The sequence below is a fragment of the Thioalkalivibrio sp. AKL6 genome, assembly GCF_000376905.1.
GTDB classification, from domain to species: Bacteria; Pseudomonadota; Gammaproteobacteria; order Ectothiorhodospirales; family Ectothiorhodospiraceae; genus Thioalkalivibrio; species Thioalkalivibrio versutus.
On record NZ_AQXS01000009.1, the window covers coordinates 445,655 to 467,500 of the forward strand.

The 21,846-nt window shown below is 67.4% G+C and carries 25 protein-coding genes (1 of these 25 running past the window's edge); 17 read left to right on the plus strand and 8 right to left on the minus strand.

Translation table 11 applies throughout. The features are described from left to right. Positions 1-13 precede the first annotated feature (13 nt). The 9 genes from D575_RS0107340 (at position 14) to D575_RS14530 (ending at position 8,116) form a co-directional block, all read left to right on the plus strand. Complete coding sequence (locus tag D575_RS0107340) at positions 14-1,969, plus strand: diguanylate cyclase domain-containing protein (RefSeq protein WP_018145273.1); 1,956 nt, start codon at positions 14-16, stop codon at positions 1,967-1,969. Between the two features lie 42 nt (positions 1,970-2,011). After that, entirely contained in the window at positions 2,012-2,800 is a 789-nt protein-coding gene (locus D575_RS0107345; RefSeq protein ID WP_038032090.1) for a VacJ family lipoprotein, read from the plus strand. Further along, a complete protein-coding gene (locus tag D575_RS0107350) occupies positions 2,797-3,321 on the plus strand; it encodes a hypothetical protein (RefSeq protein WP_018145275.1) in 525 nt (174 codons plus the stop codon). Before D575_RS0107345 ends, D575_RS0107350 begins: the two co-directional genes overlap by 4 nt. Beyond that, a complete protein-coding gene (mpl, locus tag D575_RS0107355; RefSeq protein ID WP_018145276.1) occupies positions 3,318-4,715 on the plus strand; it encodes a UDP-N-acetylmuramate:L-alanyl-gamma-D-glutamyl-meso-diaminopimelate ligase in 1,398 nt (465 codons plus the stop codon). The genes D575_RS0107350 and mpl overlap by 4 nt, the downstream gene beginning before the upstream one ends. Continuing rightward, positions 4,712-5,347 (plus strand): flavin prenyltransferase UbiX, encoded by a 636-nt coding sequence (locus D575_RS0107360; protein WP_018145277.1) that lies wholly within the window; start codon positions 4,712-4,714, stop codon positions 5,345-5,347. The genes mpl and D575_RS0107360 overlap by 4 nt, the downstream gene beginning before the upstream one ends. Beyond that, complete coding sequence (locus tag D575_RS0107365) at positions 5,344-5,946, plus strand: LON peptidase substrate-binding domain-containing protein (protein WP_018145278.1); 603 nt, start codon at positions 5,344-5,346, stop codon at positions 5,944-5,946. The genes D575_RS0107360 and D575_RS0107365 overlap by 4 nt, the downstream gene beginning before the upstream one ends. 56 nt (positions 5,947-6,002) lie before the next feature. Then, a complete protein-coding gene (trxA, locus tag D575_RS0107370) occupies positions 6,003-6,389 on the plus strand; it encodes a thioredoxin (protein WP_018145279.1) in 387 nt (128 codons plus the stop codon). 184 nt (positions 6,390-6,573) lie between these two features. Then, positions 6,574-7,515 (plus strand): AEC family transporter, encoded by a 942-nt coding sequence (locus tag D575_RS0107375; protein WP_018145280.1) that lies wholly within the window; start codon positions 6,574-6,576, stop codon positions 7,513-7,515. A gap of 343 nt (positions 7,516-7,858) precedes the next feature. Next, positions 7,859-8,116 (plus strand): hypothetical protein, encoded by a 258-nt coding sequence (locus D575_RS14530; RefSeq protein WP_081612110.1) that lies wholly within the window; start codon positions 7,859-7,861, stop codon positions 8,114-8,116. 274 nt (positions 8,117-8,390) lie between these two features. On the opposite strand, the gene D575_RS0107380 is transcribed toward D575_RS14530, so the two are convergent. From D575_RS0107380 to thiD, 4 genes are all read right to left on the minus strand, one after another. Then, the gene (locus D575_RS0107380) at positions 8,391-9,209 is read right to left on the minus strand and encodes a sulfite exporter TauE/SafE family protein (RefSeq protein WP_018145281.1); all 819 of its coding nucleotides are present in this window, start codon (positions 9,207-9,209) and stop codon (positions 8,391-8,393) included. Between the two features lie 85 nt (positions 9,210-9,294). After that, entirely contained in the window at positions 9,295-10,572 is a 1,278-nt protein-coding gene (hemL, locus tag D575_RS0107385; protein WP_018145282.1) for a glutamate-1-semialdehyde 2,1-aminomutase, read from the minus strand. A gap of 87 nt (positions 10,573-10,659) precedes the next feature. Beyond that, the gene (thiE, locus tag D575_RS0107390) at positions 10,660-11,304 is read right to left on the minus strand and encodes a thiamine phosphate synthase (RefSeq protein WP_018145283.1); all 645 of its coding nucleotides are present in this window, start codon (positions 11,302-11,304) and stop codon (positions 10,660-10,662) included. Then, positions 11,294-12,082 (minus strand): bifunctional hydroxymethylpyrimidine kinase/phosphomethylpyrimidine kinase, encoded by a 789-nt coding sequence (gene thiD / locus D575_RS0107395; RefSeq protein ID WP_018145284.1) that lies wholly within the window; start codon positions 12,080-12,082, stop codon positions 11,294-11,296. Before thiD ends, thiE begins: the two co-directional genes overlap by 11 nt. An 83-nt stretch (positions 12,083-12,165) precedes the next feature. On the opposite strand from thiD, the gene D575_RS0107400 reads away from it, so the two are divergent. Continuing rightward, positions 12,166-12,612, plus strand: a complete 447-nt coding sequence (locus D575_RS0107400; RefSeq protein WP_018145285.1) for a hypothetical protein — start codon at positions 12,166-12,168, stop codon at positions 12,610-12,612. Positions 12,613-12,622: 10 nt separating this feature from the next. On the opposite strand, the gene D575_RS0107405 is transcribed toward D575_RS0107400, so the two are convergent. After that, positions 12,623-13,288 carry an HAD family phosphatase gene (locus D575_RS0107405; protein ID WP_018145286.1) on the minus strand — a complete coding sequence of 222 codons (666 nt, stop codon included), beginning with the start codon at positions 13,286-13,288 and terminating at the stop codon, positions 12,623-12,625. A 164-nt stretch (positions 13,289-13,452) separates the two neighbouring features. Between D575_RS0107405 and D575_RS0107410 the strand changes: the two genes are divergently transcribed. Both D575_RS0107410 and ptsP read left to right on the plus strand, forming a co-directional pair. Beyond that, entirely contained in the window at positions 13,453-14,013 is a 561-nt protein-coding gene (locus D575_RS0107410; protein WP_018145287.1) for an RNA pyrophosphohydrolase, read from the plus strand. 20 nt (positions 14,014-14,033) lie between these two features. Then, positions 14,034-16,301 (plus strand): phosphoenolpyruvate--protein phosphotransferase, encoded by a 2,268-nt coding sequence (gene ptsP, locus D575_RS0107415; RefSeq protein WP_018145288.1) that lies wholly within the window; start codon positions 14,034-14,036, stop codon positions 16,299-16,301. A gap of 37 nt (positions 16,302-16,338) precedes the next feature. Here the strand turns inward: ptsP and D575_RS0107420 are convergent, their stop codons facing one another. Continuing rightward, positions 16,339-16,851, minus strand: coding sequence for a CopD family protein (locus D575_RS0107420; RefSeq protein ID WP_018145289.1), 513 nt, complete (start codon positions 16,849-16,851; stop codon positions 16,339-16,341). A 46-nt stretch (positions 16,852-16,897) separates the two neighbouring features. Further along, entirely contained in the window at positions 16,898-17,413 is a 516-nt protein-coding gene (locus tag D575_RS0107425; RefSeq protein WP_018145290.1) for a peroxiredoxin, read from the minus strand. A gap of 96 nt (positions 17,414-17,509) precedes the next feature. Between D575_RS0107425 and argC the strand changes: the two genes are divergently transcribed. The 4 genes from argC to erpA all read left to right on the plus strand — a co-directional run bounded on the left by argC (position 17,510) and on the right by erpA (position 20,215). Continuing rightward, the gene (gene argC, locus D575_RS0107430) at positions 17,510-18,565 is read left to right on the plus strand and encodes an N-acetyl-gamma-glutamyl-phosphate reductase (RefSeq protein ID WP_018145291.1); all 1,056 of its coding nucleotides are present in this window, start codon (positions 17,510-17,512) and stop codon (positions 18,563-18,565) included. 124 nt (positions 18,566-18,689) lie between these two features. After that, positions 18,690-19,352 (plus strand): DUF6776 family protein, encoded by a 663-nt coding sequence (locus D575_RS0107435; protein WP_026182085.1) that lies wholly within the window; start codon positions 18,690-18,692, stop codon positions 19,350-19,352. After that, complete coding sequence (locus D575_RS0107440) at positions 19,349-19,783, plus strand: polymer-forming cytoskeletal protein (RefSeq protein ID WP_018145293.1); 435 nt, start codon at positions 19,349-19,351, stop codon at positions 19,781-19,783. The genes D575_RS0107435 and D575_RS0107440 overlap by 4 nt, the downstream gene beginning before the upstream one ends. Positions 19,784-19,840: 57 nt before the next feature. Then, positions 19,841-20,215, plus strand: coding sequence for an iron-sulfur cluster insertion protein ErpA (gene erpA / locus D575_RS0107445; RefSeq protein WP_018145294.1), 375 nt, complete (start codon positions 19,841-19,843; stop codon positions 20,213-20,215). Positions 20,216-20,292: 77 nt separating this feature from the next. Here the strand turns inward: erpA and D575_RS0107450 are convergent, their stop codons facing one another. Next, complete coding sequence (locus D575_RS0107450) at positions 20,293-21,429, minus strand: anhydro-N-acetylmuramic acid kinase (RefSeq protein WP_018145295.1); 1,137 nt, start codon at positions 21,427-21,429, stop codon at positions 20,293-20,295. A gap of 141 nt (positions 21,430-21,570) precedes the next feature. On the opposite strand from D575_RS0107450, the gene tyrS reads away from it, so the two are divergent. Beyond that, a protein-coding gene (gene tyrS, locus D575_RS0107455) for a tyrosine--tRNA ligase (protein WP_018145296.1) crosses the window boundary here: on the plus strand, positions 21,571-21,846 show its 5' end (the start). 930 nt of this gene lie beyond the right edge of the window; the window shows 276 of its 1,206 coding nt (coding positions 1-276); the start codon lies at positions 21,571-21,573; its stop codon lies off the right edge, out of view.

A 21,846-nucleotide genomic window follows, 5' to 3' on the forward strand; every position in this document is an offset into this window, starting at 1 on the left:
GGGAAACGCGTGGATGTCTGGTGGCCTGGCGGTGTTCCTGGTGGGTTTTCTGTTGCTGTATCCCTCGGCGCCCTTGTTCGCGGAGGAAACGGCGGCGGTGGACGAGCAGCGCCTGGTCTTCGGGGTGCTCGCCCACCGCGGCGACGATGTGGCACGCCAACGCTGGACGCCATTCGTCGAGTACCTGTCGGAGCAGATCGACGGGGCCCGTTTCGTGCTGGAGCCGGTGGACAACGACGGGTTGCAGGCGGCGGTAGCAGACAAGCGCTTCGATTTGATCCTGACCAACAGCGGTTCCTACGTGATGTTGGAGCAGCAGCACGGGATATCGCGCATCGCGACCATGCAGCCGCGTCAGGTGGGCCGTGACGAGGACCGGTTCGGGGCCGTCGTGATCGCCCGTGCCGATCGGGATGACCTGGTGGAGCTGGACGACCTGCGGGGGCAGCGCTTGTCCGCGGTGCATCCTGATGCCTTTGGGGGCTGGTGGATGACCTGGCGCGAATTGCAGGCGGCCGGGCTGGACGTCGAGAGTGATCTGGCGTCGGTGGTATTTACCGGCTTTCCGGTCGGCCGCGGCCTCGACTGGGTGCTGCAGGGGGAGGTCGATGCCGCGACCTTCCGGACCGGCATCCTGGAGGACCTGGAGGCACGTGGCGATCCACGGGTGGAGCAGGTCCGGGTGGTCGGCGAGCGCGCCTTCCCATCGTTCACTTACCGCGCCAGTACCCGTTTGTACCCCGAGTGGCCGCTGGCGATGCGTGGTGACCTGGATACCGGGCTGGCGCATGCCATCCTGCTGGCGACCCTGTCGCTGGATGCGGAACATCCGGCAAGTCAGGCGGCCGGTATCGGCGGCTGGGCGGCACCCCGGTCCTACGAGGACGTGCACGGGCTGATGTACGAACTGGGGGTTGGCCTGTATGCGCCGCAGCCCTTCGATATCCTGGTCTGGCTGCGTGACAACATCCTGTGGCTGGTCTCGGCGCTGGCAGTGGTCGCGCTGCTGGCGCTGCTGTATGTCTCGCGGGTGCACACCCGGGTGCGCCGCTCCGGGCGCAACCTCGAGCGCAGCATGGACGCGATCCCGGATGCGGTGATCACCCTGGATGCACGTGGCGGGATCTCCTACGTGAACCCTGCGGCCCGCGAGCTGGCGGGCCTGACCCGGGATCAGGTTCTGGGTTGTTCCCTGGATCAACTGCTCGACTTGCGCGAACTGGGTACCGGCCGCCCCCTGCTGCCGGCGGATGCCCGGGGCGAAGCGCTGAACCAGGCCCTCGGCGAGCGTTCGGATGCCCGTCTGGTCCGGCGTGACGGTCACGAACTGATCGTGCGTATCGCCCGTACCGCGCTTGACCCGGTAGCCGGCAGTTCCGTGCGGACCCTGCTGGTGCTGACGGATGTCTCCGAGGAACGCAGGCTGGTGGATCGCCTGGTGCACGAGGCGAGCCACGATGGCCTCACCGGCTTGTTGAACCGGCGCGCCTTCGAGCGCGAGCTGGAGATTGCCATGCATGCCGCCCGCGACAATCGTGCGGTGGCCAGCCTGCTGCTGGTGGACCTCGACTACTTCAAGGACGTGAACGACCACCATGGCCATCGGGTCGGCGACGAACTGCTGCGCCAGGTCGCTCATGTGCTGCGCCAGCTGACCCGTGGTCACGATGCCGTGGCGCGGATTGGGGGTGACGAGTTCGCCGTGATCGCGCGCGATACGAACGCGGAGTATGGGCGTATCCTTGGTCAGCGGATCTGCTCGGCCCTCGCCGACCGGCCGTTGCAGGTGGAGGCCCGGGACGTCACCATTGGCGCCTCGGTGGGCGTGGTCGAGCTGGGACCGGACGTGCCGGGGGTGGACGAGGCCTTTGTCGCCGCGGATCGCGCCTGTTATCAAGCCAAGGATCAGGGCCGCGGTCAGGTCGGGGTTGCCCGCAAGGCGGACATCTACCCGATCACGGGGGCCTGAGCGTAACCGGCTCGGCGCCGGATCGAAAAATTAAGGAATCACATGTCTGTTGTCTCCTGTTTGCGCCCGGGCCTGCTGGCCCTGATGTTCCTTGGCCTGGCCGGTTGCGCGACGGTGCCCAGCGAGGACCGCCACCCCGATGATCCCTGGGAGTCCTACAACCGGGCGGTGTTCGAGATCAATCAGGACTTCGACGAGTCGCTGCTGCGCCCGGCTGCAGTGCAGTACCAGCGCCTGCCGCAACCGGTGCAGACCGGGGTGGGCAACTTCTTTTCCAACCTCAATGACTTCACGGTCCTGTTCAACAACCTGTTGCAGGGCAACCTGGAAAACGCCGCCTCGGATACCGGGCGAATCATGTTCAATTCGACCTTCGGGCTGTTCGGGCTGATCGACGTCGCCTCGCCCATGGGGCTGGACAAGAACAACGAGGACTTCGGCCAGACACTGGGCGCCTGGGGCGTGGCGCGAGGCCCCTACCTCCAGCTGCCCTTCCTCGGACCGAGCACGGCACGGGATGCCCCAGCGCGGCTGGTGGATGGCTACACCAGCCCGCTCTATCACACCAACCTGCGCGACGATCACACCGGGTGGTGGATCGGCCTGATCGTACTGGACGTGGTCGACATGCGCGCCGGCTTGATCCCCACCGAACGCATGCTGGCGCAACTGTCCGACGACCCCTACATCGCGATGCGCCAGGGTTACCTGCAGCGCCGGGACTTCCTGGTGCGGGGCGGCAGGCCGGATGGCGAGTCCGATGCCATGCTGGACGAACTGGATGAGCTCGAGGCGCTGGAGGCCATGGAGGCCGAGGAGAGCGAACGTTGAACGGCCTTGCCTCGATGCTCAACATCCTGCGCCTGCACGCCGGGCCGCAGGACCTGCCGGCGGATAACGGCACGCTGGTCTTCTGGGTCGGCATCGCCCTGATCGCCGGCATGGTGATCGGGATCCCGCTGTACGGCTTCGGCCAGGCGCTGGCACTGAACGTCATGGACCTGGTGGTCCTGTATGCCTTTGTCGCCCTCCTGCTGAGCATGCAGGGCGTAGCGGATCGCTGGCGCCAGACCTTCACCGCGATGGCGGGTACCGGCGCGGTCCTGGGCTTGTTGATGGCGTTGCTGATGGTGCTGGCGGGCGGACCCGATCCGGCGCGCGAGCCGGAGGAGGTCGCCACTGGGGTCGTGTTCGGGATGCTGGTGCTCCTGGCCTGGTTGCTGCTCGTTTTTGGTCACATCCTGCAGCAGGCGCTGGGGTTGGGTTCGCGTCTGGTGGGAATGCTGATCGCACTTGGCTATATCGTGGTCTCCAGCGTGGCCACCCAGACCGCGATCGGGCTGTTCCAGTGACCGGCGGGCGGCTCCACGTCCTCGGCATTGGCGGGACCTTCATGGGCGGGCTGGCCCAGTTGGCGCGCGCGCAGGGGTATGCGGTCACGGGTTCCGACCAGAAGCTGTACCCGCCCATGAGCGACCAGCTGGAACAGGCCGGGATTGCCTACCACGAGGGCTACGACCCGGACACGCTGCCCGACGCGGGGCCCGTCGTGGTCGGTAATGTAATGCGCCGCGGCATGCCCGTCGTCGAGGCCCTGCTGGATCGCGGGCTGGACTACACCTCGGGCCCGCAGTGGCTGGCCGAACACATCCTTCGTGATCGCTGGGTGCTGGCGGTGGCCGGTACCCATGGCAAGACCACGACCGCCAGCATGCTCGCCTGGATTCTTGAATACGCGGGGATGAGCCCCGGCTTTCTGATCGGCGGGGTCCCTGGCAATTTCGGGGTCAGTGCGCGCCTGGGGGATGCCCCGTTTTTCGTGATCGAGGCCGACGAATACGACAGCGCGTTCTTCGACAAGCGCGCCAAGTTCGTCCATTACCGCCCGCGCACCCTGGTCCTGAATAACCTCGAATTCGACCACGCCGACATCTACCCCGACCTGTCCGCGATCGAGCGCCAGTTCCATCACCTGGTGCGTACGGTGCCGGGGCAGGGGCGCATCCTGATGCCGGCCGGTGATGCCGCACTGGAGAGGGTGCTGGAGATGGGTTGCTGGACGCCGGTGGAGCGTCTCGCGACCGACCCTGAAGGCGCCACTGGAAATGCGACCCCCGCCCTGGCGGCGCGCGCCCTGAACCCCGAGGCCTCGGTCTTCGAAGTGCTGGCCGATGGTGTGGCACAGGGGCGAGTGGAATGGCCGCTGACCGGGCGTCACAACCTGGCGAATGCCCTGGCGGCCCTGGCCGCTGCTCGTCATGCCGGCGTTCCGCTGGCCACGGGCCTGGCCGCCATGCCGGCGTTTCGCGGCGTTCGTCGGCGCCAGGAGCTGCGCGCCGAGATCGACGGCATCCGGGTGATCGACGACTTCGCCCACCACCCCACGGCGATCCGCCTGACCCTCGAAGGGCTGCGCGGACAGGTGGCGCCGGGTGGGCGTCTGGTGGCGATCCTCGAGCCCCGTTCCAACACGATGCGCATGGGGGTGCACGCCGAGGCCCTGGGTACGGCGCTTGCACAGGCCGACGCAGTGCATCTGTACCACGCCCCGGAGATCGACTGGTCCACCGAGGGCCTGCAACAGCAACTCGGCGAGCAGCTGTCCGTGGCGCGCGATATCGAATCCCTGCTGCAGGGGATTCTTGCCACCGTTCGATCCGGCGATACGCTGGTGATCATGAGCAACGGAGGCTTCGACGGGCTGCACCTGCGCCTGATTGACGCCTTGCAGGGGACGCCCGCATGACCGAACGCCCGCGCAGCATCTCTCTGGCCCTGACCGGCGCCTCCGGTGCGCCGTATGGTTTGCGCCTGTTGCAGTGCCTGGTCGAGTCCGGCGTCCAGGTGCACCTGATGCTGTCGAAGCCGGCCCAGGTCGTCCTCGGGCTGGAAACGGACCTCGACCTGCCCGGTCGCCCGGTGGAGATTGCGCGCTACTTCACCGACCGCTATCAGGCGGCCCCTGATCAGATCCATTGCTACGGGGCGGAGCAGTGGACGGCCCCGGTGGCCAGTGGCTCGGCCGTGCCGGAGGCCATGGTGGTCTGCCCCTGCACCACCGCCACCGTGTCGGCCATCGCGACCGGTGCCTCGCGCGGGCTGATCGAGCGCGCCGCCGACGTGGTGCTCAAGGAACGCCGCAAGCTTCTGCTAGTGGTGCGCGAGACGCCGTTCTCCGAGATCCACCTGGAGAACATGCTGCGTCTGGCGCGCATGGGTGCGGTGGTGATGCCGGCCAATCCGGCCTTCTATCACCGTCCGCAGTCCATCGATGACCTGATCGACTTCATGGTGGCGCGGGTGCTGGATCACCTCGACGTCGAGCACGCCCTGGTGCCGCGCTGGGGCGCGGCCCCGGAGCCGGGAGAGGATGCATGACCACGCTGCCGCTGTTTCCGCTGAACACGGTGCTGTTCCCCGAGGGGTTGCTGCCGCTGCGGATCTTCGAGACCCGTTATCTGGATATGGTGCGGCGCTGCCTGCGCGGTGATGGTCGCTTTGTCATCGTGGCGACCGAACCGGAACGCGAATCCGGAGAACTCCCGTCCGAGACGGATCCCTCCGCGAGCTTCTACAGTGTCGGCACCGAGGCGGTCATCGTGGACTGGGACCAGCGCCCCGACGGGCTGCTGGGGATCCTGGTCAAGGGCGAGGGCCGGCGGGTCATCCACAATGCCCGGCACGCCGACGACGGTCTGTGGCTGGGTGATGTGGAGCCCTTGCCGGAGTATCCCGAGGTGAGTCTGCCGGTGGATTATGCCTCGCTGGCCGATCTGCTGGAGCGCTTGCTGGACCAGCTGGGCACGCCCTGGTCGCACCTGGAACGGCGCTTCGACGACTCGACCTGGGTTGCCGCGCGGCTGACCGAACTGCTCCCGATCGACCTCGAAATCAAGCAGCAATTGCTGGAGGCCGACGACCCGATCGAGCGTCTGGAACGCCTGCGAGCGGCCATGCTCGCAGCATCGAAATCCTGAAAGCGGCCGCGGAGGCTGGTAAGGTTCGGGGACATTTTTAACCGGAGCCCGCCATCATGGCCGTTCAGGAACTCACGCAGGACACGTTCGAATCCACTATTACCGGGAATGACATCGTCATCATGGACTTCTGGGCCCCCTGGTGTGGCCCGTGCCAGCAGTTCGCCCCGACCTTCGAGGAGGCCTCCGGCAAGCACTCCGACGTGGTCTTTGCCAAGGTGAATACCGACGAGGAGCAGGCCATCGCCGGCGCCTTCCAGATCCGTTCCATCCCGACCCTGATGATCTTCCGCGAGCAGATCATCGTGTTCTCCCAGCCGGGCGTGCTGTCCGCCGGTCAGCTGGACGAGGTGCTGGGCAAGGTGCGCGAGCTGGACATGGAGCAGGTGCGCGCCGACGTCGAGCGCCAGCAGCAGGAACAGGAGCAGGCCGGGGGCGCGTAAGCCGCCTCTGACAACGGTTTCTCGCGAGCCAAGCCTGCGAGACCGAACCCGGCCGGGGCGTCGCCCCGCCGGGTTTTTTTGTGTGGGGCGCGTGCCAGGATCGTAGAATGACCGCAAACCCCTGCGCCATGCGCGAAAAGGATGCCGTCACCATGCCCCAGCTCCCCGAGGCCGGACGCCTGCCATGTTGAGCGTGATGACCCAGATGGGGGCGCTAATCGTCGCGGGCGTGGTCTGGCGCGCCCTGCAACCGGGTGGTCTGGATGCGGATACGACGCGCCGGGTCCTTACCACCCTGGTCTACTACCTGTTGCTTCCGGCGCTGGTCCTGCAGGTGCTGTGGGTGGCCCCGCTGGGCCTCGACTCCCTGCGTATCGCCCTGGTGGCGGGCCTCACGGTTCTGGCGATGGTCGGTGTCACGTTGCTGGCCTGTCGCGTCTGCATGGCGGAGCGTGCGGCGATCGGCGCGATGCTGCTGGCGGCTGCCTGGCCCAATGCCACCTATCTCGGTCTCCCGGTGCTCGACAGCCTGTTCGGCGAGCCTGGCCGCGCGGTGGCGATCCAGTACGACCTGTTTGCCTGCCTCCCGCTGGTACTGACGCTGGGCGTGCTGCTGGCGCGGCGCTACGGTGATCCCGAGGCGGTGCGCCTGTACGGGGGTGGGAGTCCGCTGCGCGCGCTGGCAGTGGTGCCGTCGATCTGGGCGGCGGTGGTGGGTGTGGCGCTGAATCTCGCCGGGGTCCCATTGCTCGACTGGCTGGACGTCTTTCTCGGGTTCCTGGCGGACAGCGTGGCGCCGTTGATGCTGTTCTCGCTGGGTCTGGCGCTGGTGTTCAACCGTTTTCGTGGGCGCGATGCCCGTCCGCTGGCGGTAGTGGCCGTGGTCCAGCTGATTCTGGCCCCCATCTTCGCGCTGGGCCTGGTGCTGTGGACCGGCCTCGAGGGTGTGCCCGGTGTCGGCTCGGTGCTGGAGGCGGCGATGCCGGCGATGGTCCTGGGGCTGGTGTTCTGCGATCGCTTCCGCCTGGATACCGGGCTCTACGCGGCGGCCGTCACGCTGACCACGGCGCTGTCATTGGTCACCCTGCCCCTGTGGTTCGCCCTCGCCACCCGACTCATCGCCTGACCCTCAACGCAGTTGGTGGCTGGCCCTGGTTCGTCTTCCGGTGTTTACGTGCCTTCGTCGGGCCGCCTGCCAGGCGCTCTCTCGCGAGCGCACCGTGAGGTACTTCTTTGCTCGTGCAAAGAAGTACCCAAGAAACACGCCCGACTGCCGCGACCCCGGCCCGCTACGCGGGCCGGGGTTTCCCTCGCTCCGAGGTTTTTCGCGGGCGGCGCTGAACTCGCTACGCCTTCGGCTCCGCTCAGACATCCAGCGCCTTGAATCCCGCGAAAAGCCTCTCCACTCGGCGCGACGACAACGGGGAGGAAGGTCCAAACAACAGCTATCCCGCCGCTATGGCCAATGGATGATGGCTAGGTGTTCATACATCTTCGGCACGCTCGGCCTTTGGCCATGGCGTGCCGCACCCGCGAAGCGGGTGCCGGGGGGCGTAGGATGTGATGAGCGCAGCGAATCGCATCAGGGTTTCGCACGACGTGGGGCATGGTGCGTTTCGCTACGCTCAACCGCACCCTACGGGATACCGCTTGTTTTGACCTTCCCCTCCCGTATGGAGCCCCTCGTGGAGGGCGTGATGGGCCGGGAGAAGGCGCTGGATGTCTGAGCGGAGCCGAAGGCGTAGCGAGTTCAGCGCCGCCGGCCCAGCGCGTCCGGAGCGAGGTTCCCGGGCGAAATCCGGGTGCCCTTCTTTGGGTCCTTTCTTGGGCAAGCAAGAAAGGACCTCGGGGCGCGCTGGCGAGTCAGCGCCTGGCAGGCGGCCCGACGAAGGCACGTAAACACCAGACGATGAACTAGGACCAGCCAACCTGGCAGATGGTCGGTCGAAGGCACCGTGAACACGGATGACGAATGAAGACCTGTCTGGGCGGGGGCAAGTGCTAGCGGATGAGCATGAGGAGGCCGGCGAGGATCAGGACGCCGGCGAAGCCGCGGCGGAGGTGGGCGACCGGCAGATGATGGGTCAGCCATACGCCCCCGCGTACGCTGATGGATGTGCCGATCACGACGCCGAGGATGGCCGGCAGGTAGAGATAGCCGAGGGCCCACTCGGGCGCCTGGTAGGTCGGGTCGGTCCATTGCGGCAGTGCGAACACTAGGCTGGCGCCGATGGCGATGGGCACGCCAAGGGCGGCAGCCGAGCCGATCGCACGGCGCAGCTCCAGCCCCTGACTGACCAGGAACGGCGTGGTCAGCGTGCCGCCGCCGATGCCGATCAGCGAGGAGATCGCACCGATCAATGCCCCGCCGCCCAGCCAGACGCTGCGCCGGGGTACCGGGGCCTCCGGTGGCTGGATGTTCAGGAGCATCCAGATGCCGATCGCCACCTCGAAGGCGCCGAAGATACGCCCCAGGTGGTCGGAGTCGATGCGCGTGGCCAGCCAGGCGCCGATCAGTGCGCCGACGATGATGCCCGGCAGGAGACGGCGTACCGCCGCGCCGTCCACGCCGCCCCGGCGGTGGTGGGCGCGCGCCGACAGGATCGCCGTGGGGATGATCGCGCCCAGCGAGGAGCCGACCGCGAGCTGCACCAGGCTGGCCGAGTCGAAGGCCAGCAGACTAAATACGGCGACGAACACTGGCACCAGGATCAGCCCGCCGCCGATGCCGAACATGCCAGCCGGGATGCCCGCGACCAGGCCCAGCGCCACAAACAGAAGCCCCAGCGCCAGCGGTGACTGGATCAGTGTCTCGGTCATTCGTGCGTAGTGGCGAGTCAGGGCCCAGCGGACCGGCGGACCGCTGGGGTCGCCGGTTCACTGCGCAGGAGAGGCGAGGGCGCGCTCAGAGCGCCTTGAAGGACTTGCGGGCGGCCTCGATGGTCGCGTCGATGTCGGCGTCCGAATGGGCGTTGGACATGAAGCCGGCCTCGAAGGCGCTGGGGGCCAGGTAGATCCCCTCGCCCAGCATCGCGTGGAAGAAGCGGCCGAAGGCGGCGGTATCGCAGGCCGTGGCGCCGGCGAAGTCGGTGACCTTCTGCTCCGAAAAGAACAGGCCGAACATGCCCGGCACCTGGTTGGTGGTCACGGCCACGCCGGCCTCGCGCGCGGCATCCTCGAAGCCCGCGACGACCTTCTTCGTGCGCGTCTCCAGCTCGTCGTGGAAGCCCGGGCGCGACAGGATCTCCAGGGTCTTCAGCCCGGCGGTCATCGCGATCGGGTTCCCCGACAGGGTGCCGGCCTGGTAGACCGGGCCCAGCGGCGAGAGGTGTTCCATGATGGCGTGCTTGCCGCCGAAGGCCCCGACCGGCATGCCGCCACCGATGATCTTGCCCAGCGTGGTCAGGTCCGGGGTCACGCCCAGATAGCCCTGGGCGCAGTTCTTCGACACCCGGAAGCCGGTCATCACCTCGTCGAAGATCAGGACCGCGCCGTGCTGGTCGCAGACCTCGCGCAGGGTCTCCAGGAACCCGGGCTCGGGCGGGATGCAGTTCATGTTGCCCGCGATGGGCTCGACGATGATGCAGGCGACCTCGTCACCCTTCTCGGCAAAGAACGCGCGCACGCCGTCCGGGTCGTTGTAGGTCAGGGTGCTGGTCAGCGCGGCCAGTTCCTTGGGCACGCCCGGGGAGCTCGGCTGGCCGAGGGTCAGGGCCCCGGAACCGGCCTTCACCAGGAGCGAGTCGCCGTGGCCGTGGTAGTTGCCCTCGAACTTCACGATGCGATCGCGGCCGGTATAGCCACGCGCCAGGCGGATCGCGCTCATGGTCGCCTCGGAGCCCGAGTTGGTCATGCGCACCATGTCCATCGACGGCACCAGCTCGCAGACCTTCGCGGCCATGTCGTTCTCTAGCCGCGTGGGGCAGCCGAAGGACAGGCCGTTGTTGCAGGCCTCGCGCACCGCCTCGATCACCTCGGGGTGGGCGTGGCCAGCCACCATCGGGCCCCAGGAACCGATGTAGTCGATATAGCGCTGGCCGTCGGCGTCCCACATGTAGGCGCCGTTGGCGCGGTCCATGAAGATCGGGGTCCCGCCGACGCCCTTGAAGGCGCGCACGGGGGAGTTCACGCCGCCGGGGATGTGCTGCTTGGCGGCCTCGAACAGACGCTCGGTTTCCTGCATGACGGTGTCCTGTGATTGTTGGATTCGGGTCGATGAATTCGGGAAGCCCGGCAACCATAGCGACGGCTGCGGGCGGGTGCAAAGGGATTAGTCGAACAGTCCGCTTATCTGACGCGCGGCGGCCTCGGGGTCGGGCGCGGCGCTGATGCCCTGGATCACGGCGAGCAGGTCTGCCCCGGCCGCGACGACCTCGGGGGCGTTCGCCGCCGTGATCCCGCCGATCGCACAGATCGGCAGCTCCAGTGTGGTGCGCGCCTCGCGCAGTAGTTCGAGATCCGCGCGTGCCGCGTCGGGCTTGGTCGGGGAGGGGAACACGGAGCCGAAGGCCACATAGCTCGCGCCGGCCACCTGTGCCGAGCGGGCTCGTTCGAGCTCGTTGTAGCAGGAGACGCCGACCACCGCGCCGGGGCCGAGCCGCGCGCGGGCCGCGACCGGGTCCGGGTCGTCACGCCCGAGGTGCACGCCATCGGCCTCGACGCCCGCGGCCAGCTCGGTGTCGTCGTTGATGATGCACAGCGCGCCGTGCGCATGCGCAAGGGCGACCAGTTCGCGGGCGATTGCCTCGCGTGCGGCGCCTGCGAGGGTCTTGTCGCGAAACTGGATCAGGCGCGCACCGCCACGCAGCGCCGCCTTGGCATTGGCGAGGTGTGTGGCGCGTGGGTTCGCGTCCTCCGGGACCGCCGGGGTGATGAAATAGAGCCCGCGCAGGCGGGGGGTATGCTCAGTCGCCATGTGGGCACAGCCGGTTGGGGACGTGCTGGCCGTGGCCGGGGGCGTAGCCCCGTGCGACGGCGTCGTTCATGAAGGCCTGGGCCTCGATCACCGCCGGCTCCAGGTCACGGCCGCGCGCCAGGAAGGCGGCGATCGCCGCAGCCAGGGTGCAGCCGGAGCCGTGGAAGCCGGCCGGATGGCGCGGCAGCTCGAAGGCGCGCATGTGCCCGTCCTCGCGGTACAGGCGGTTGATGATGGGGTCCTGATCGCCGCCTTCGTGGCCGCCGGTGATCAGGACGTTGCGCGCGCCCCGTTCGCGCAGCCGTTGGCCCCACTGGGTGGCATCGTCGGTTCGGGCCAGGCGCGCGGCCTCCGGTCCGTTGGGCGTGATCAGGGTGGCGCGTGGCAGCAGGGCCTCGCGGGTCGCGTCCACCACGGCTTCGGTCGCGAGCGCCCCGCCGCCGCCGGCGACCATCACCGGGTCCAGCACCACCGGGATGTGCGGGTGCTCGGCCAGCAGCGCCGCGACAATTTTGACGTTTTCCACTGAGCCCAGCATGCCGATCTTGATTGCGGCGACGGCAAGATCGGCCAGGGTGACCTCGATCTGGGCGCGCAGCTGTTCCGCAGACAGCACGCTGAAGTCCAACACGTTGCGGGTGTCCTGCACGGTGATCGCGGTCACGGCCGTACCCCCGTGTACGCCGAGGCGGGTAAATGTGGTCAGATCGGCCTGCAGGCCGGCGCCGCCACCGGGGTCGGAGCCGGCAATGGTCAGCGCGATCGGGGGATGATTCATGAATGGGGGCTCCCGTGCTAAGGTTGCGCGCGCCCCGGCACCCCCGGGGCGTTCTTGTTCCGCATCCCGGGAGTGTACGCAGCATGAGCAGCGAGTTCGAAGTCGAGTCCCTCCGTCCCCTGGCCGCCGCCGCCGAAGCGGGTGGCACGCTGAACGCAGAGGTCGATCAGGCCCTGGCCGCGCTGGAGCAGGAGTTGAACCGGCTCGCCGGCGAGTTGCAGGTGGAATACGTGGGGCCCGCCGTCGGCATGGCGGACATGCAGGCCGAGCATGTCTATCGGCTGGTCATCCGTCAGCACGAGATCGATGTGACCCGCCACGAATGGAGCCTGTGGGTCTGCGATGCGCTGGACAACTGCGACTTCCGGGCGACCTGGCCGGTGACCGGTGCTGCGCGCCTGCGGCGCAAGCAGGTGGTGGCCGTGGTGCCGGAATTGGTTGCCGGCTATCGCGATGCAGTCGCGGCGGCCGGCAAGGCGGATACCCCTGCGGGGCAGCGCCTTGCCGAGATCGCCAGCGTCTTCAGCTGACGCCGTCTCCCTAGCGCAACGAGATGACTGGCCAGCCTTGGTTGTGAGCGTGCGCGGCAAGGGTCGGGTCCGGGTCCACCGCGACGGGGTGCCCCACACGTTCCAGTAGCGGGATGTCGTTGCGCGAGTCGCTGTAGAAACTGGCCTGCGCGATGCTGTCCTCGGGATCCGGATGATCCGCGAGGTACTGGCGCAGGCGTTCGATCTTGCCTTCCTGGAAGCAGGGCACCCCGGTCAGTTCGCCGGTAAATTCTCGGTCCTCGCCTTCCTCCGCCAGGGTCGCGATCAGGTGGTCCACGCCCAGCAGGTCGGCGATCGGCTGGGTGACGAACTGGTTGGTCGCGGTGATGATGACCAGCTCGTCACCGGCCTCGCGGTGTCGGGCCAGCAGGGGCGGGGCGCCGGGGGCGATCATTGGCCGGATCAGCGTGTCGATGAAGCGCTCCCTCCAGGCCTCGAGCTGCGCGCGCGGGTGTTCGGCCAGCGGGCTGAAGGCGAAGCGGCAGAATTCGTGGATGTCGAGGGTGCCCGCCACATACTCCTGGTAGAAGCGGTCATTGGTCTCGGCGTGACAGGTCGGGTGGACGGCGCCCACCTCTGCCAGGAACTCGTTCCAGGCGTGATCGCTGTCGCCGGCGAGCAGGGTGTTGTCGAGGTCGAACAGGGCCAGGGCCATGAGGGTGCTCTCGGGTTGGCTTGGATCGGACGCGAGTGTACCGGCGGGCGTCGTCGGCTGCAGCCACAGGCCCCTTTTGGGGCCGGCACCGGAGGCATGGTAGGGGCTTTGCCGCCGGGGCACCGGCTGTGGAACAATGCCAGTAATAGAGAAGCGTCTGGCTGATGCAAGTGATTGATTGTGACGGGTATCGCGCAAACGTAGGCATCATCCTGTGCAACGCGGAACAGCAGCTGTTCTGGGGCAAGCGGGTCGGGCAGGCGGCCTGGCAGTTTCCCCAGGGGGGCGTGCATGCGGAAGAAACGCCCGAGGAGGCGATGTTTCGCGAGCTGCACGAGGAGACGGGCCTGTTCCCCCGGCACGTCGAGGTGCTGGGCAGTACCCGCCATTGGCTGCGTTACCGCCTGCCGGAGCGCATGGTCCGGCGCCATCAACGCCCGGTCTGCATCGGCCAGAAACAGCGCTGGTTCCTGCTGCGCATGGTCGGAGACGAGAGCGACGTGGTGCTGGATGCGATGGAAACCCCGGAATTCGATGACTGGCGCTGGATCGACTACTGGCGTCCGGCACGCGAGGTCGTGCACTTCAAGCGCCAGGTCTATCGCCGTGCGCTGTGCGAGCTGGTGCCGCTGATGTTCCCGGAACTCGAGCAGGCGCGCGCGCGGCGTTCCGGCCGCCGTGGCCCGGTCCAGCCCCAGCCCCGTTCGCCGGTGTCCTCGCGTTGACGGTCCCGAAGCAGCCCTCGATGCTCGAGGTCCTGCGCCGTGTGGTGCAGGAAGTGAACGGTGCCGCGGATTTCTTCGAAGCGCTGCATATCATCGTTACGCGGGTGAAGGCCGCGCTGGAGATCGATGTCTGTTCGATCTACCTGAAGTCGCCGCAGTCGGGGCGCCTGGTGCTGATGGCCTCGGAGGGTCTGCGCGAGGAGTCCATCGGGCAGGTCGAGATGGACCCGTCGGAGGGTCTGGTGGGTCTGGTCGCCTCGCGGGCCGAGCCGGTCAACCTTGACAGCGCTCAGGACCACCCGCGTTTTCGTTATTTCCCGGAGACCGGCGAGGAACACTTTCTCGCGTTTCTGGGGGTCCCGATCATCCACCAGCGCAGCCTGCTGGGCGTACTGGTCGTGCAGCAGCACCAGGCGCGCAAGTTCGATGACGAGCATGTCTCCTTCCTGATCACCCTGGCGGCGCAGCTGGCCGGGGCGATCGCCTATGCCGAGTTCAACGACGAGATCTCCTCCGAGACCCCGTTGATCGGGCATGTGAACGTCGAGGCCACCGGCATTGCCGGCTCGCCGGGCGTGGCCATTGGCCGGGCCGTGGTGGCCTACCGCCTGGCGGACATGGACTCCATCCCGGATCGCGAAGGCGCCGGGGTGGATCACGAACTGGAGCATTTCGGGCAGGCGGTGGCGGAGACCCGCACCGAGATCGAGGACCTGAAGCAGCGCATGGGCGAGGCCCTGGGGCCGGACGAGCAGGTGCTGTTCGATGCCTACCTGATGCTGCTGGGTTCCGACTCTCTGGTGCACAAGACCCAGACGCGCATCCGTAATGGGCAGTGGGCCCCGGCGGCTTTGCGCGACACGGTGCGTGAGAGCGTGCGGGTATTCGAGGACATGGAGGACCCGTACCTGCGCGAGCGGGCGGCGGATGTGCGCGATCTGGGTCGCCGCGTGCTGTCGCACCTGCTGCCGGCCGATCGCAGCCAGGACGAGTTTCCCGATGGCGGCATCCTGGTCGGGGATGACCTGACCGCCTCGCATCTTGCGGAGGTTCCGATCGAGCGGTTGGGGGCCATGGTCTCGGCCAAGGGCACGGGTTCTTCGCACATCGCGATCCTGGCGCGGGCGCTCAACATCCCGGCGGTGATGGGCGTGTCCGAGCTCCCGGTGGGGCGCCTGGAAGGGCGCGAGATCCTGGTTGATGGTTATCGCGGGCGGCTGTTCGTGAACCCCAACGCCGAGCTGCGCGTGGAGTTCGAGCGCCTGGTGCGCGAGGAGCGCGAGCTGGCGGAGGACCTGCGCGCGCTGGCCAAGGATCCGGCCGAGACCCGCGATGGCGTCGCGGTGCCGGTGCTCGCGAACTCGGGTCTTCTGGCGGACATCAAGCCGTCGCTGGAGTCCGGTGCCGAGGGGGTCGGGCTGTACCGTACCGAGGTCCCGTTCATGATCCGCGACCGCTTCCCCGGCGAGGAGGAGCAGGTCCAGCTCTACGAGCAGGTGCTGGCCTCCTTCGACCCCATGCCGGTGACCCTGCGCACCCTGGATATCGGCGGCGACAAGGCCCTGCCATATTTCCCGGTGAAGGAGGACAACCCGTTCCTCGGCTGGCGCGGGATCCGTATCTCGCTGGATCACCCGGAGATCTTCCTGACCCAGCTGCGGGCGATGCTCAAGGCGAGTCGCTCCCACGACAACCTGCAGATCCTGTTCCCGATGATCTCGGCGCTGGACGAGCTGAAGGGGGCGATGACCCTGCTCAACCGGGCGCGCGAGGAACTGCTGGACGAGGGTTTCCGCATCCCGATGCCGCGCATCGGGGTGATGGTCGAGGTGCCGGCGGCGGTGTACATGTCGGAAATGCTTGCCCGGCGGGTGGACTTCCTGTCCGTGGGCACCAACGACCTGGTCCAGTACCTGCTGGCGGTGGACCGCAACAACGCCCGTGTGGCGCATCTCTACGACACCCTGCACCCGGCCTGCATCCACGCGCTGGAGACGATTACCGACGGTTCGCACCGGGCGGGCAAGCCGGTCAGTGTCTGCGGGGAGATGGCAGCCGACCCGGCCGCGGTGATCCTGCTGCTGGGGATGGGGATCGACAGCCTGAGCGTCAGCGTGTCCTCGATCCCGCGGGTTAAGTGGGTGATCCGCAGTTTCTCCACCGACCGCGCCGAGGCCTTGCTGGCGCAGTGCCGGCTGCTGGAGAACGCCGATCAGATCCGGTCGCTGCTGAACAATGCCCTGGTCCAGGCCGGACTGGGCGGGCTGGTGCGCGCCGGCAAGACCTGACCGCGGCGCTCATCCATGGCCGGCACAGGGGCGCAGCTCAGGTGCGGCGTGCCCGCCACAGCGCGATCAGCGCACTCAGGAGGAAGATCCCGAGCACCACGCCGATGGCGATGAGCGCATCCACGATGGAGCGGTTGACCACCAGCACGACCACGCCCACCAGGATCGGGACCGGGATCTCGTTGAACCAGCGATACCAGGTGTGATCGCGTCGGTTCAGGTCATCGCGGAAGTCGCGCACGATCTTGCCGCACCAGACGTGATAGGCGACCAGGACGGCAATCAGCGTCAGCTTGAAGTGCATCCACGGCTCGGCCAGATAGAACGAGCGATCCACCAGCATGATCACGCCGAAAAGGATGGTGATCAGCGCGCCGGGGGTCATGATCCCGTAGAACAGCTTGCGCTCCATCACCTTGAAGCGCTCGTGACCGAGCGCGTCCTCGGTCATCGCGTGATAGACGAACAGGCGCGGTAGATAGAACAGCCCGGCGAACCAGGTGACCATGAAGATCACGTGCAGGCTGAGGAACCAGTTATAGGCTTGCATGGAGGTCCTTCTCGGAAACGGGTGCGATGTCCCTGCGCGGGGCGGCTCAGGAGAGCCAGCGTTCCAGGTGGCGTTCGATCTGTTCGAAGTCCGGGTCGCCCAGCTTCTGGTAGACGATGCGGCCATTCGGCGAGATAAGGAAGGTGGTCGGCGTCAGGCGCACGCCGCCATAGGCCTGTGAAAAGGCGTCGTCGCTGTCGTGGATGACCTTGTAGGGCATCCCGCGGTCCTCGCGCATGGCCTCCACGCGGTTGATCGGGTCGTAGGACAGCGCGACCGCCAGCAGCTCGAAGCCCTTGTCGGCGTAGGTGTCGTGCAGGTGGATCAGTTCCGGGATCTCGCGGATGCAGGACGGGCAGTTGGTTGCCCAGAAGGAGATCATCACCGGCCGGCCCTCGTAGTCTTCCAGGGCTACCGGCTCGCCGTCCAGGGTGGTGGCGGCGAAGGCGGGTGCCGGGCGCATGCCGTCGTCGGTCAACCAGATGGTCGCGGCGACGGCGACCAGCGCGATGATGAAGATGCCTCCGAAGATGGCCTTGCGGTCGATCCTGACTTTGCTCATAGGGGTGTGATCCGTTGATCGAATAGCCTGCATTTGTGGACTGGCCGAAACCGCGTGCGTTCCGTGGTTCCGGCCAAGGCGGTATCATGCCGCAGCATGACGAATGCAACCAACAGCAAACCCATCCGCATCGGGGTTGTCGGGGCCACCGGCTACACCGGAGTGGAACTCCTGCGCCTGCTGGCGCGGCATCCCGCGGCCGATCTTCAGGTGGTGACCTCGCGCGGCGAGGCGGGCACGCCCGTGGCGGATTTGTTCCCCAGCCTGCGCGGCGCGGTGGATGCCGTCTTCCAGGCCCCGGACGAGGCGACCCTGGGCGAGTGCGACGTGGTCTTTTTCGCCACCCCGCACGGGGTGGCGCATGGACTGGCTGCGCCGCTGCTTGAGCGGGGCGCGCGCATCATCGATCTGTCGGCGGATTTCCGTATCCGTGATCCCGAGTTGTGGGCGCAGTGGTACGGACAGGCGCATGGTGCGCCGCAGTATCTGGGCGAGGCCGTGTACGGCCTGCCCGAACTGAACCGGGCGCAGATCCATGATGCGCGACTGATCGCCGTGCCGGGTTGCTATCCCACGGCGGTGTCGCTGGCGGTGCTGCCTCTGCTGGAGGCCGGTCTGATCGATCCCGCGGACGTGATCGCGGATGCCAAGAGCGGGGTCAGCGGGGCCGGGCGCAAGGCGCAGATCGGCGGGCTTTTCGCCGAGGTGCAGGAGGACTTTCGCGCCTATGCCAGTGGCGGGCATCGGCATTGGCCGGAGATCCACCAGACGCTCAGTGGCGTGGCCGGGCAGTCGGTCGGGCTGATCTTCCAGCCGCATCTGGTGCCGATGACGCGCGGGATTCACGCGACGCTCTATTTGCGCCCGCAGGTGGCGGACGCGGACTGGCAGGCCTGTTTCGAGCAGCGCTATCGCGACGAGCCGTTCGTGGACGTGATGCCGCCGGGGGCCCATCCGCAAACGGCCAGCGTGCGCGGCACCAATCTTTGTCGCATTGCGCTGGCGCAGCCGCCGCACTCCGGACGGCTGATGGTGCTGTCGGTGATCGACAACCTGGTGAAGGGCGCGGCCGGGCAGGCCGTGCAGAACATGAATCTGATGTTCGGCCAGGCCGAGACAGCCGGTCTGGACGGGCTGCCGGTTTTCCCCTGATGTCCTGGCCTGCCACATGACTACGGGTGTCCCGCGTCCACGTCTGCCCCGGATTCCGCGCATTCCCGCGCGGCGGCGCAGCGGGTCGGGACGCCGCGGCGGGTGGTGGCGCGTGGGGCTGCTGATGCTGATCCTGGTGTTGGTGGCGGGCGGAGCCTGGCTGGTCGAGAACTGGCGCGAGGACATACGGGACACGGTCGATGCGCAACGCGGTATCGAGGGCCTGCGGGATGACCTGGAGCAGGCGCTCGCCGCCCGTCAGGCCGCCGAGGAGGCGCGCCGCCACGCCGAGCAGCAGCTGGACATTAAGACCGCGGAGCTCGCGGCCTTTTCCGGCGATATCGAGCGCCAGGAGGCCGAGTTGCTGGAGTTGCGCGACGACCTGGCGTTTTATCGGCGGCTTGCGGAGGGCGCGGATGAAGATGCCCTGGGCATCCGGTCGCTGCAGTTGCAGCGCACGGGGCAGTCGGGCGTGTTTGATGTCGTGTTCCAGCTCTACCGTCCGGGGTTGAGTCGTTCGGTGGATTTGCGCTGGGCGCTGGAGGTCGAAGGCTATGCGACCGGGGAAGAGGCGCTGTCCACCCTGGAGACCGATGCGCTGGGGCTGGAGAATGATCGCCTGGTCGAGGGGTTTCGGTTGTTGCGCAATCAGCGCGCCCGGATCCATCTTCCGGAGGGCTTCGAGCCGGTAGGATTGACGCTGAGGGCGAGCGCCGTGAACGACGAGGATCTTGAACCGGTTTCGGAATGGGCCGACTGGGATCGCCTGCTGGAGAGTACGCAATGATGGGACGCAAACGAGGCCGCCGCGCGCGGAAAGTGGATACCCTGGTGGGGCGCCATACAGTGGTCCACGGTGATATCGAGTTTGGAGGCGGGCTGCATATCGAAGGCCGCGTGATCGGGGATATCCGGGCCGCGACCGATTCGTCGGCCGTTCTGGTGGTCGCGGGCGGGGGCGTGGTCGAGGGCCATGTCGCGGTTCCGCACCTGCTGATGAACGGCGAGGTGCGTGGCGATGTCCATGTGGGAGAGCACGTGGAGCTTGGCGAGACGGCCCGTCTGGCCGGTAATCTCTACTACACGGTGCTGCAGATGGCAGAGGGCGCGCAGATCGACGGCTTGCTCAAGCGGGTGGAGCATCCCCTCGAGGGCGAGCTGGAGGGGACGGGCGAGACCCAGGCCCTGACCAATCCCACGGAAGATGAGCATTCTTGACTCCGGGGCTCAGTCTTCCGTAGCGTGAATGAAAATGATTATTACAGGAGGCCCCGAATGTCCGAGCCCATGACGTCCGAAGCGGAACTGGACATCGAAATGCCCAGCCCGTTGATCTTTACCGATGCCGCGGCCACCAAGGTGAAGGGGCTGATCGAGGAAGAGAACAACGACAACCTCAAGCTGCGCGTATTCGTCAGCGGGGGCGGTTGTTCCGGCTTTCAATACGGCTTTACCTTCGACGAGACCGTCGGCGATGGCGACACCCTCGTGGAGAATGGTGGGGTGACCCTGCTGATCGACCCGATGAGCTTCCAGTATCTGGCCGGTGCCGAGATCGACTACTCCGAAGGTCTGGAGGGCGCGCAGTTCGTGATCCGCAATCCGAATGCCACCACGACCTGCGGCTGCGGTTCCAGCTTCTCGGTCTAGAGAGACGCTGACAAGCGGTCAAGAAAGGGCCCGATCCGGGGATTCCGGATCGGGCCCTTTTTTGTTTAGGGTCGGGGTTAATGGCCCCCGGGTGTCCGGGGACCGCCGGGGATGATGCAGCCGAGTACGCGTGGGCCGCGCGCGCCGGTCACTTCCGGCAGGTTGCCGGGTTCGCCGGCCAGGGTTCGCGCGGCCAGCCAGGCAAAGGCGGCACCCTCCACCTGCTGTGGGGGGACCCCATGGCGTTCGGTGGTCTCCACCAGGGTCGCGGGCAGGGCCTTGGCGAGGCGCTTCATCAGGTGGCGGTTGTGCGCGCCGCCGCCGCACACCAGCAAGCGGGCGGGCGGCTGCATGTGCAGATGCTCCAGCGCGTGCCGCACGCCCTCCACGGTCAGTTCTGCGAGGGTGGCCTGAATGTCCTCGGGCCGGGCTCGGTCCAGGCGGTCGCCAGCCCCGGCACGGAGCCAGGCCGGCGAAAAGTATTCGGGCCCGGTACTCTTTGGCGGAGGGCGCTGGAAGAACGAATCCTGGAGCAGCCGGGTCAGCAGTTCGGGGTCGGGCGTGCCGCTGCGGGCCCATGCGCCGTCATGATCGAACGGCGTCTGATGGTGGCGCCGATTCCAGTCGTCCATCAGCGTATTCGCCGGGCCGCAGTCGAAGCCGATCACGGGCTGACCCGGCTGCAGCCAGGTGATGTTGGCGATGCCGCCTAGATTGAGCACCGCGCGGGTCTCGTCCGCGGATCCGAACTGCGTCGCGTGAAAGCCGCAGGCCAGCGGCGCCCCCTCGCCGCCGGCAGCAATATCGCGCGGGCGGAACTGCGCCACGGTGTCGATGCCGGTGGCCTCTGCGATGCGGAATGGATCGCCGATCTGCCAGGTGAAGGGCGGATCGGCGTCCGGGGCGTGGTGCACGGTCTGGCCATGACTGCCGATCGCACGGATCGCGGTCGGCGCCAGGCCGGTCTGGTCCAGCAGGGCTTGCACGGTACGGGCGAACAGCATGCCGAGCCGCGCGTCCAGCGCGCCCAGGTGCCGGTAGCGCAGGGTTTCGGTGGTGGCCGCCGTGGCCAGCTCCTGGGCGAGGTCGTCGGGGTATCCCAGCTGGCAGTGATCCACCACGCGTACCGGCCCGGTCCCGCGGATCTCTGTCAGCACGGCGTCCACGCCGTCCCGGCTGGTGCCGGACATCAGCCCGATAAAGCGTTCCGTCATAGTGGTGATCCTCGCGCGCGCATTACATGGGTCGGCGTCCATTCTGGACCACCGCGGCATTTCGCGTCCGTTCGGGGGTCGCGGTATCCTTGCGCGCGACCGGCCAGCCCGGCCGGTCTCTGATCTCGACCAAGGGGCGTCATGGAACTCGAAGACCAGCTGGCCGTTATTCGTCGCGGCACCGATGAAATCCTGCTCGAGGACGATCTTGTCGAGCGCCTCAAGAGTGGCCGCCCCCTCCGGGTGAAGGCGGGATTCGATCCCACCGCCCCGGACCTGCATCTGGGGCACACGGTGCTGATCAACAAGCTGCGCCAGCTCCAGGACCTGGGGCACCACATCCTCTTCCTGATTGGCGATTTCACCGGCCGTATTGGTGATCCCTCGGGCAAGAACGCCACGCGTCCGCCGCTGTCC